Genomic DNA, 11,864 nt, shown 5'->3' on the forward strand with positions numbered 1-11,864 from the left:
ACAGGTTCTGATCAATAAGATATAAATCGATAATAATCTAAGAATTCTTACATTCTATAATCTTAATCAAAAGGTTGCTCTAATTCATACTTCAATGGTATGTTTTTAAGCGGATTACATTTTAAGGAGGCTTTTTATGAAGATTTTTATGAACAAAAAAAGATTATCACTATATATCGGGTTGGCTTCGATGGTATTTTTGACTGCATGTGGAAACGATGAGGCAAAAGAATCATCCAAATCAACTACAGCTTGGGATACAATCCAAGAAGAAGGTTCAATAACTGTTGCAACTTCCGGTACACTTTTCCCAACTTCTTACCGGGACGAACAATCGGATGAATTGACTGGGTTTGAAGTGGAAGTAGTACGTGAACTCGCAAAACGCTTGGAGCTGGATATAGAGTTCAAAGAACTTGGATTTGATGAAATGCTTACAAGTGTCAAAACTGGGCAAGTTGATTTAGCTGCCAATGACATTGAAATCAGTGAAGACAGACTTGAAAATTTCATCTTCTCCACTCCGATTAAATATTCATATGGCACAGCAGTAGTTCGCAAGGATGATTTATCAGGCATTAAATCTCTGGAAGATTTAAAAGGTAAAAAAGCGGCTGGGGCATCTACATCAGTTTATATGGAAATGGCCCGTCAATATGGTGCTGAAGAAGTTACGTATGATAATGTACCGAACGAAGTTTACTTACGTGACGTATCCATTGGGCGAACAGACGTTATTTTAAATGATTATTATCTTCAAACACTTGCTGTAGCTGCATTTCCTGAATTGAACATCACCATTCATCCGGATATCAAATACAGTCCATCCAAGATTGGTCTTGTCATCAACAAAGAAAATTCAGAGCTCGAAGACAACGTCAATCGAGTGTTGAAAGAAATGCTTGAAGATGGAACCATCAGTGAAATTTCAGCAAAATTCTTTAATGGTGCAGATGTTTCCAAAGAAGTTAATATTGATTAATTGAGCCAGGGGGATTAACGGATGAATGAAATTGAATGGGGACTTTTATTTGATCCTCAGTTAGCTCTTGATTCTTTCCCCTACGTTCTTAGTGGCATTTGGCTTACGCTTCTCATCGCAATTGTCAGTATGGTAGTCGGACTGATTATCGGATTTTTCATTGCTCTGGCAAGAACATCAAATCTCCTGTTCTTACAATGGCCAGCGAGATTGTACATTTCATTTATGAGAGGCGTTCCAATCCTGGTCATACTGTTCTTGTTATACTTTGGGTTTCCAGTCATCGGAGTTGAATTTACGGCGATGCAGGCTGCGCTGATTGGCTTCAGTTTGAATAGCGCGGCATACATGGCTGAAATTCTTAGATCTTCACTATCTTCCGTTGATATTGGACAATGGGAATCTTCCAAAGCTCTTGGACTTACTTATTGGCAGTCCATGAGAAGAATTATTCTCCCACAATCCGTAAGAATCGCCGTACCTCCACTATCCAATGTATTAATGGATTTAATCAAAGCCTCTTCATTAGCAGCAATGATTACGGTGCCAGAAATGTTTCAAAAAGCACGAACTATTGGGGCAAGGGAATATGATTTATTAACCCTACTCATCCTTGTAGCTCTTATGTACTGGGCAATTTGTTCAGTCATGACTGTTCTACAGAACTATTTGGAAAAACGTTATGCGAAATATCTTTGAATTCGATATACCGTTCTTGAATCCAAAGTAATGAATAAGTATTTTCAAACGAATAAGGAGCGAAAACATAAACTGTTTTGGCTCCTTTTCAATTGAGACAACTATCAGGGATTTACGTTCTTTCCTCTAGGTTTCTATTTCTAAGACAACGCAACGTTTTCTGAATATTATTGAAATTAATTTCTCGAGATGCAATGAAAAAACCTTCCCAACGTCATCAGGAAGGCTTTTTAGACAATTTTTATGGCTTTTATTTCTCCAAAACTTGGTTAATGATTATATGTGGTTTGCTGTTATTCAAGTTTTTATATATACAGCTGTTCGGTTTTTCACTTAAGGTTTCTGCGAACGCAATCGCCAATTCCGTTTCACCAATAACATGGACTTCTTTCCAGCCTCGTTCTTTCTTCAATTTTTTAACATTTGCTGCCATCCCTTTATAAAATCTGTGCAAATTTTCTTTTAGTCGGGACTCGATAAAATCAACTTTACTGCCCCCAATTTTATGAGGTCCAGTTGGATCCATATCTTTATCCTGACCCCAATATTCAAGTTTCGGGTCGAAAATATATACCATATCTTCTTTAACAAATCCCATCGAAGTATCCAAAACACGGACTTCACCAAAACTCGGCAAAATTATTCCTGCTTCTGGATAAGCTTTGTACATATATTCAAATTGTTCAACCACAGGACGATCTTCCCAATGGAAACCTGATTTTACTGGCACTTGAACATAATGTACGGACCACAATGGTGGATTTTCCGAGGCAAATATAACAGCCCCTTTGTGCAAATCATCTTTGTTTTGTTCAATTTCATCCATCACTTTTTTCTTGGTTTCCTTAAAGTACTTAAGTTCAGTATCTTTTTCAGAAGCATTTAGACTCTTATCAATGTCTTTTAAGCCATTTTTCAAATGTATTTTCCATGCTCCATTTAATTGGTCAGGATCACCTGGATTTGTATTCAAATAAACACTCAATACATTACGATCACCGCTACGATGGTCCTTTAAAGTCTGGATTTCTTTACTCAATCCCATAAATGATTATACCTCCTTGATATTCTCTACGCTTGTAGGATGCCCCGAGAGCCCTGAAATTAATAGTACTTCCTGCTATTCATTTTTCTTACCGCTTTTTACATGATTCATTAAATAAGCTACAAACGTGTCATCTCTTACTAACCATGCCGAATGATTTCTTTTTAAGTGATTTTCTACTTCATCAAAGCTTGTAAATTTCTGGTCTAATATATGGTTATTATGATCAATTTTCCATTCTTGATCACTGATTGCATGAATAAAGAATGTTTCTTCCATAATATTTTTATAAAGAGATCCGAATGATGATTTTTTCAGGTTATATCGATTTCGCTGTGCATCTTCACGAATTGGTTCCAACTGAAACGTATCTGTCACAAACAGCTTGAATGCTGAATCAGTTAATGAACTACCGGATGCTTTGGCGTGTCCACCACCACCATATCTTCCCGCTACTTCTGATACATCTACATGGTCATGCACTGTTCGAAACCCCAATCTCTTTCCACCCATATTTAAAATCACGATATAATCGAGATGTGGATATACTTTGCCCAAGTCATTTCCGAGTTCTGAATGATATGATTCTGCGTATACAATACCAACCAAATGCTCTCCAACCTGCGCTTGTACTATTTCTTTTTTCTTGCGTCTTATATAGCGTTCGATCTTATTTTCTTCCATGTCCAGTAGTTTCTTTTCAAAATCGTCAAAATCGAAATGATCGATAATTCTAAGCCGTTCAATCATCTTTTCTTCGAATTCTTCTATTGAAATTAAATAAAAGAGCGCATTCAATCGTTGCGCTTCAAAGTTTTCATTTTTCTCCCATTCCCATGTATCATACTGTCTGACAAGCTCAACAAACTCTGAAATTGCTTCCCTGCTCTCTAATAATTGTTGAGACACAAGGTAATGATGAAATAAAGAAGTTGCAGAAGTTAATTTTCCTTGTTCATCTTCAACCAGAACATGTCCCCACTCATAATCATTGAAGTGAAGTGATGTTTTATGATGATCGATAAGTTGGACATTTCCAGTAGTTTGATAAAAATCATTCAGCAATTTTTCATTTTCTTTATTTACAGCCAGGTCAGTTATGAATAATAGCGTGTTTTTGTCATCATTCTCCAAAAACCAACCTACTTCTCGATCCAGACTTGAAACCGAATTATATCTGACCTTCACCTGCTTGCCAAAAGCAAGTTTCGCGAGAATCCCACACCCAACTCCATCTAAATCGTTGTGCGACAAAAGTTTATACAATTGATTCACCTCAACAGATAGTATGGATAAAAATGTTGAAAATTATTGATAACTTTTTTGTTCATATTAACAAACATGACTAATTAATAGGTAGGATGATTAAGACGTGATGACTTATCGTTTTATTCTTGGTGTGCATTTAATTCAAAATTGATACCCAAAATCAATTAAGGCAAAAAAATACCAAAGAGAAGGTAATCTTCTCTTTGGTATCTTTCTCATAGAACTCTACTTATTACTGTTACCTTTAACGTTCAGATATAGTTTACCTTTTGCCGTCTGGCGTGTTTCGTTATTGAAGCTATCGACTGCTTTTACTTCGATAACCGCACCATTAGCTACTGTACCTTTTGGAACCGTATAATAGCCAACATAATGGCCGTTCGCTTGCTCTGTCATTGGCAATTCTGTAGCGTTTTGAAGTTGTCCGCCCATATTTGTTAGTGGCATATGGATTACAAAAGTTGATCTTAATCCAGGTTCACTATCAAATTCGATTTTGACAGTCTTGCCAGTTTTAAGATTGAGATCTTGGTCTGGTTTTAAGTTTGTAATGACAGGAGAAGCATATTTTGCATGTACTGTCACTGTTTTCGACATGCTGTTGTTTGCTTTATCTCTTGCTACAACAGTAATTTCATTTGCACCAGTATCCAAAAGTATACGTTTTGAATATTTTCCGTTTACGACTGCTGCAATTTGACCGTTTACTTTCACCCAATCAAGGTTGGCATCTTCGACACTACCTTCTACTGTAACCGATTCACGATTTGTTTTATCTCCGTTTTTCGGGCTGTCGATTGTTAGATTTGGTTTCACTGTGTCCAAGATAACAGATACCGGAGCAGATTCGCCCGTTACTTTACCATCAAGAGATGAAGTCGCTGTAAATACATTCAATCCTTCTGTCAATTCAGTTTGAATGGCAAATTTACCATCATTTCCTACTACTACAGAACCTGCAACTCCACCATTATTTTTCAGTTGAATTGTTGTTGTAGGTGATGCACTACCTTCAATAGTAATAGCTGACTTATTCGTTGCTAAATCAGAAGTTGGCGAAGTAATGACTGGTGCACTTACTTCATAACTTACACGAGCACGGATCATATAGTTTCCTTCCTCTGCTGGGGAAGCTGTCCATGTACCTGAAACAGATTGGTAACTTCTTTCCGCGTTTGTTCCATCTTCATCAGCAGCAAGTCCTGGTGTGTTTGGATTCGCAACTGTTTGTCTGTAAACCATGTAGAAATCACCATTTACAACGATGTTATGTTCAGATAAGTCTACTATCGTCCATTGACCGTTGCGTAATGCTGTTGCATTAATTGATTCTGTGAGTTTTTTACCTGGTGATCCATCAGGACCAGTAGCATCCCAAACTTCCACTGCAAATGCTGTTCCACCTGGTACTGGCCACTCAGTGTCCCAGAAACGGAATACGCCATCAGTAACAATGCCATTTTCTTTCCCTTCAGGAAGAGACATTTTCACTGCCCAAGCATTACCCGCTGCATTGAATGCGTGTGCATTTTCAGCTGTTCCATCATCATAACCAATTTCACCACCTGGATATGTGTAGAACGGTTCAAGTGCAAGACTTAAATCAAGTGCGTTTGCACCGATTGTTACGGATGCTTCTTTACTATGGTAGCCGCGTGCAATTACCTTAAGTGTATAATTTCCTTCGTAAGCTGTGATGCTGTAGTTTCCTGATGCATCTGTTTCAACAGGAGTGATATTGGCATCTTCAACAAGTAGAAGTGTTGCGCCTTCGATTCCTTCTCCTGTCGATTCGTCAGTAATTGTTCCGCTTACAGTGTTTTGTGCAATTTCATCCAAAGTGAAATCCGCTTGCGCTGTTGCGTCAGCTTCGATTGTCACCGTCTGTTGATTTGTGTGGTATCCATAAGCTTCCGCTTTCATTGTGAATGTACCAGGAACATGCGTCATTGAATATGTGCCATCTGCAGGATTTGTATATACTGAACGTCCTGATTCAAGCACACTGACTTGTGCACCAATAGGCAATAAAGTCGGATGAATCGGTGCCTCCGATACTGGCAATTCTTCTTTTACAGGCATTGAAGGTCTGATTTTTGTTGGATCAATCGCTTCTTTCATTGCTTCTTTATCTTCAACTTTGATTAAGTCTAGACCAATGTTGCCTTTATTTTCTTTTGAAACATTCTCAGTTTGGGCAATATCGGTTAATGCAACATCATCGATATACCAACCGTCTCTCACAACACTGCTATCAGAGAACGCGTGGAATGCCAAGTAAACACGTTGACCACTATACGCTGACAAGTCTACTTCCCCATCTAACCATGCTCCTGATTCTCCTTGGAACATTTTTAATTGTGTCCACTCTTGTCTATCTGTTGAAACAAACACATGACCGTAATCCCATGCTCTTCCAGATGAACCTTGTTCAAAACTATGCCAGTGTTTGAACTGCAGATACGAATTACCTTCTGGCAGATCAACTGGAGGGAGAACAAGTGTTGCGTTCATGTTACTGTCATACTTACCTTCTAAATTTGTTGCATATACTTTTTCACCAGACGCGGCATTTCCAGGTCCAGACGTTGGAACTCCCCACTCCCAGCTGTTCATTTCACCGAATGAACTCCAGCCAATTGCAGCAGTTTCAAAATCTTGGAAGTAACCAACAGTAATACCCGGTTTCACTTCAACCAAATATTCTTCACTATTGACAACGTTGTTTCCGAAATCATTGATGATCCATTTATAAGTGAATGATCCCCCTGTTACTGAAGTTCCAGGAATCGTAACAGCGTATTCACCAGCTTTGTAGTCACCAGAAATTCGTGAAGTCGCCATAGTTTGCCATTCATTGTTTCCATCCAAATAACTTAATTCAACTGATGAAACGCTGATGTTATCTGTTACTGTAACAGCCAAATCCAGATCCATACCTTCATACGTTTCTATAGGAGAACTATGTTCAAAGACTGGTGCTTCATCATCTTCACCTTGTTTCGTAACTTGTCCACCAATTTTTCCAATACCGTTCATGATTGAAGACACTGCTTCATACGCATCAACTAAACCATATCCATACCCGTGATTCGGTGTTTGTGGATATTGTGAGTCAGTTAATGGGATTGCTGTTTCAAGTAAAATTTGTTCCATTTCTTCAACGGTTAAGTTAGCGTTTACTTGGCGCAACATTGCCGCGACCCCGGATATAGCTGGTCCAGCCATTGATGTTCCATTCCAGCCCCCTTGGTACCCCCCACCTGGTACAGAAGATCGGATATTTACTCCTGGAGCCGAGATATCTGGTTTGATTTCAGCATAAGGAGAAGGTCCTCGCAAAGAGAAATTACCTACTATGTTGTTAATATCAGTTGCACCTGTTGCAAATGATTCAGGATAGTTTGCAGGTGATGCAACAGAACCCGGACCACCTGGATTTGTTGGCGTTGTGTTTCCTGCTGAAAATTCAGGGAAAATTTCTGCTGCACGCCAGTTGTTGACTACATCACGATACCATTCGTCAAGACCTGGACCACCACCCCAAGAGTTGTTTACAACATCTGGAGCCATATCAACACGGGCATTTCCTTCAGAATCTGTTGGTGCTAAAATCCATTGTGCAGCTTCTAATAAATCCGCATCTGTACCACCATTTGCAGTAAAAGCTTTTACAGAAATGAATTTAGCACCAGGAGCTACTCCAACCTGGTTGGAACCGTTTGTTTCACTACCTACCATTGTTCCAGTCACGTGAGTACCATGACCATGATCATCATAAGGTGTAGCTCGTCCAGCTGTAGCGTCAAACCAGTTAAAGTCATGATCTGTTTGACCTGTTGAAGAATTATAACCACGGTATTTTTCTTTTAATGCTGGATGATCCCACTGAACACCTGTATCGATGCTCGCTACTACAGTACCTGCTCCATCAATACCCATCGCCCAAACGTCGGGAGCTTTAACTCTCGCAACATTCCATTCAACATTGGCAATTTCAGATTTAGGTGACACAGCATTTTTTGTTTTTGTTGTGAAAAGTTGACGCGTTTCATTTGGAAGCACTTTTTCAACTTCTGCAAATGATGCTACCTTTTCTGCAACTTCTTTCGTTGCTGTTACAGCCATCCCATTTACAATATAATACGAATGGATATCTTCAACATTGCCTTTAGCAGCTTCTTGTTCAAGATAATGTTTTACATTTTGCTGCTCTTGAAGGGAAGTCCCTTTTAGCTCAGACACTAATGCAGAACGCTGGACCATTAATGATTTTTTAGAAGATAATTTCGCTTTTTGAGAACTTTTCCTAGCCTCTTCCACCACTTTTTTCGTATCCGCTTTTTCTTTGAATTTTATTAAGAAGGTAACTTTCTCATCTTCTTTAAAATCCGACAGCAAACGTTTACTCACTTTTTCGATTGTATTCACGTTCGAATTATTAAGTGACTGGTGCAGTTTACTAGTTGTTTCGGCACTCGCGACTCCAGGTGCGATTAGAGACAAGGTCATGAGTATAGAAACAGCAATGTTGAAAGACTTTTTAGAACTATTTTTCTTCGTCATCTTCTTTCCTCCCTTTTAATCTTCCTTTCTTGCCTTTCGTAAAGCGGATTGCATTTTACATTCCCTCAAAAATGACCAAATAAAAACACCCATGGCCCCCTTTCCCTAATCATTTAGGCAAACAGTATCAGTGGTGTCGATCGTGAAGCTCTAGTTGTTAATCAAACTATAAAAGAAAGAAAGCCGTTTTTTTGTCATAATTTGTCGCTAAAATTCATCGTTTTCAGAATTGATATTTAGTACCTATTTAAAATTAGGTATAATGATACAAAACATGATTTAATACGAGATCAATAAAATTCTATTTCCCCATGCTAGGATTGAGTTTTGATGTATAGATATTATTTCCCAATCTCGACTCTATGTATAAAAAACCTATAAAATAAGTAATATAGACTAATTGCTTGCATAATTGGGAAATTTGTATGTTCTTATGAGTTTTCATTACACGAGACTTTTGCGCTATATAAAACCCTTTGAATTTCCATTTTACAGTTAAATAAATGGCTAAATTTTCAAGTTTATCCTACTGCTTTAACAAATTTTTGAATTTCTTATTAAAGGTAAACTACTCCCCCTTCAAAACTATATTTTTATAAAACTTTCATTTTCATCTATGTCAAAATAACCATATTAACAATAATTGGAAATTTATTTATTTTAAAAATTATGCTAGCATACTCGTCTAAAACAAAAAAAGTAATATAAATAGTCACCTTGTCAAACTCTCATCTCATATTAACTAGTAACGATATTGGTGGAAAGTCGGGGTTGGTTGCAACTGATTATCCCACTTTTATCTCTATAATTCCCTTATCAAAGCCAACAAAAAAAGAAGCTCATGTTGCCTGAGCTTCTTTCTTTTGTTGACCTCTATATATGCAATCCAAAATCTCTGCTTCATAAACATCTATGTTCGGCATCCCGAGATCTTTTGCTTTTTGTAATACCGCTTGCTTATCATATGGTACCCGTACAAGTTGAACACTGACACTTTTTCCAACATGCTCGATAATTCCGTATGAAGCTTCAGGAATCTCCAAAGGGTTTCCTACACTACCTACGTTGACCAAGATTCCTTTTCCGTCGATTGGTTTAATACACGCGTAATGAATATCCCCGTAAATATAATAATCCGGCGTTCGTTCTCCGCATATATTCATCGTGACTTCACTATTTTCAAACAATGTTTCTTGCTTCTCCAACGGTTGAAACGGCGAAATTCGTTCGTGTACGGATCGGGGTGAAGCATGGACACATCGAATGAACTTTTTCCCAAGCATGATTTCATAACTGAACGGTAATTGTTTTAAAAAGTTTTTATTGTCTTCACTCAAATAGCTTTGCTGCCACTGTATGGATTGGCTATCTGATTCATTCAAAATAAATTCATCCCAATTCCCGCGAATGACCACATCACAATGTTCTTTAACAAATTCAATTGCTTCTGCTGGTTCTGGACCTTTACCGACAAGATCGCCAATGCAGACAATTTCATCAATATTGCGGAGTTGGATATCCTCAAAAACCGCTTCCAGGGCAGGCATATTTCCATGAATATCTGAAATAATTGCGATTCTCATCATGTGCGTCCCCCCAATAACAATCCTCCGATATTATGAATTCAATTTATATAAACGAGAATACTTTTCTTCCAAATACTCAGCAAGATATGTTGCGTTCAACCCTTCACCTGTAGCTTCTGTTAGAATTTCCAAGGGCTTTTTCATACTGCCGTGATGGTGTACTTTATCTGTCAGCCAGTTTTTCACTGGTTCCAAATCACCATTAGCACATAATTCATCGAAGTTAGGCAAATCTTTCAACATCGCTGCTTTTAATTGAGATGCATACATATAGCCGAGTGCGTAAGACGGGAAATAACCGAAGGCCCCTCCGGCCCAGTGCACATCCTGCAAAATTCCTTCTCCATCATTGGAAGGTTTAACCCCCAAATACTCTTCATATTTATCGTTCCAGATTTGAGGCAGATCTTCTACTTTCATGTCTCCATTGAAGAGACCTTTTTCAATTTCATAGCGAATCATGATATGCAATGGATATGTTAACTCATCCGCTTCAATTCGAATAAGCGAAGATTTTGATTCATTGATTGCTGCCAGGAAATCTTCAACTGCAATATGACCAAACTGTTCCGGAGCGTAGGACTGAAGTGTTTCATAATTATGCTCCCAGAACTTTTCATTACGCCCGACAAAATTCTCGTAAAACAAGGATTGGGATTCATGAATACCCATAGATGTGCCACTTGCTAATGGGAGACCTTCGAGTTCCTCTGAGAAATTTTGTTCATATAGTGCATGGCCACATTCATGAATCGTTCCAAATACCGCTGAACGGAAATCATTCTCATCATATTTTGTTGTAATGCGGACATCTCCACGGTTCAAACCAGTAGCAAAAGGATGGACCGTTTCATCCAAGCGTCCCGCTTCGAAATCATAACCTAGCTGCTTTAAAATATCCAAGCTGAATTGTTTTTGTTTATCTTTCGGGAACGTCTTGAATAAGAAATCAGTTTTTGGTTGATTTTGAGAATCTGCAATCTTTTTCGCCAATGGCACGATTCGGTTTCTTAATTCGCCAAATACTTCATCCAATATGTCAGTTGTCATTCCTGGTTCATATTCATCAAGGAGCGTATTGTAAGGATTGTTATCCTTTACACCCCAATAAGTAACGAATCTTTTTGTAGTTTCTACGATTTCTTTTAAATACGGATAGAACATCTTAAAGTCCGATTTGTCTTTTGCTTCTTCCCATGCGGATTCAGATTTCGAGGTCAAAATTACAAATGCTTTGTATTCATCAGCAGGAATTTTTTTGTTCATATCATATTCTTTTTTTACTTTTTTGTACGTTTGTTTTGTAATTGGATCCAGTGATTCTAAATTATTTTCAAGTTCTTCAAGCATACCAGCCAGTTCATCAGATGTTTGCATTGCAAATAATTCTGAAGACAATGTCCCTATCACTTCGGAACGTTGATTGACTCCTTTTTTCGGAGCACCAGTACGTAAATCCCAATACATCAGACCAATTGCTTCGTTGTAGGCCTGCATTTTTTTAACATAGTCTATAAATCTCTCTGTCGTTTCCATATATATCCCCCTTAACAATTCAAACACCTCTCTCATTTTACCATAATGACTGAAAAGTTCTTCAATTCTATACAAAAAACAAGACCATTTATCAGGGATAAGTGGTCTTGTTTTTTAAAGTATTATTTCAGAACTCGAATCTTCAACTAAAGCACCCGTTAGTTGAAGATGGATTCTATTA

7 protein-coding genes are annotated in these 11,864 nt (G+C 38.0%); 2 read left to right on the forward strand and 5 right to left on the reverse strand.

The genetic code is table 11. From position 1 onward, the window contains the following. Positions 1–136 precede the first annotated feature (136 nt). Positions 137–982 (forward strand): transporter substrate-binding domain-containing protein, encoded by an 846-nt coding sequence (locus AC1DSK_RS08405; RefSeq protein WP_477547913.1) that lies wholly within the window; start codon positions 137–139, stop codon positions 980–982. 21 nt (positions 983–1,003) lie between these two features. After that, complete coding sequence (locus AC1DSK_RS08410; RefSeq protein WP_477547914.1) at positions 1,004–1,681, forward strand: amino acid ABC transporter permease; 678 nt, start codon at positions 1,004–1,006, stop codon at positions 1,679–1,681. 250 nt (positions 1,682–1,931) lie between these two features. On the opposite strand, the gene AC1DSK_RS08415 is transcribed toward AC1DSK_RS08410, so the two are convergent. The 5 genes from AC1DSK_RS08415 to AC1DSK_RS08435 form a co-directional block, all read right to left on the reverse strand. Beyond that, entirely contained in the window at positions 1,932–2,726 is a 795-nt protein-coding gene (locus tag AC1DSK_RS08415; protein WP_477547915.1) for a VLRF1 family aeRF1-type release factor, read from the reverse strand. 75 nt (positions 2,727–2,801) lie between these two features. Continuing rightward, on the reverse strand, positions 2,802–3,992 hold the full coding sequence (locus tag AC1DSK_RS08420; protein ID WP_477547916.1) for a DHH family phosphoesterase: 1,191 nt from the start codon (positions 3,990–3,992) through the stop codon (positions 2,802–2,804). A 228-nt stretch (positions 3,993–4,220) separates the two neighbouring features. Further along, positions 4,221–8,561 (reverse strand): S8 family serine peptidase, encoded by a 4,341-nt coding sequence (locus AC1DSK_RS08425; RefSeq protein WP_477547917.1) that lies wholly within the window; start codon positions 8,559–8,561, stop codon positions 4,221–4,223. An 839-nt stretch (positions 8,562–9,400) separates the two neighbouring features. Continuing rightward, the gene (locus AC1DSK_RS08430) at positions 9,401–10,147 is read right to left on the reverse strand and encodes a metallophosphoesterase family protein (protein WP_477547918.1); all 747 of its coding nucleotides are present in this window, start codon (positions 10,145–10,147) and stop codon (positions 9,401–9,403) included. Positions 10,148–10,177: 30 nt separating this feature from the next. Further along, positions 10,178–11,683, reverse strand: a complete 1,506-nt coding sequence (locus AC1DSK_RS08435) for a carboxypeptidase M32 (RefSeq protein WP_477547919.1) — start codon at positions 11,681–11,683, stop codon at positions 10,178–10,180. Positions 11,684–11,864: the final 181 nt, after the last annotated feature.

The organism is Paenisporosarcina sp. P4_B8 (assembly GCF_056402175.1).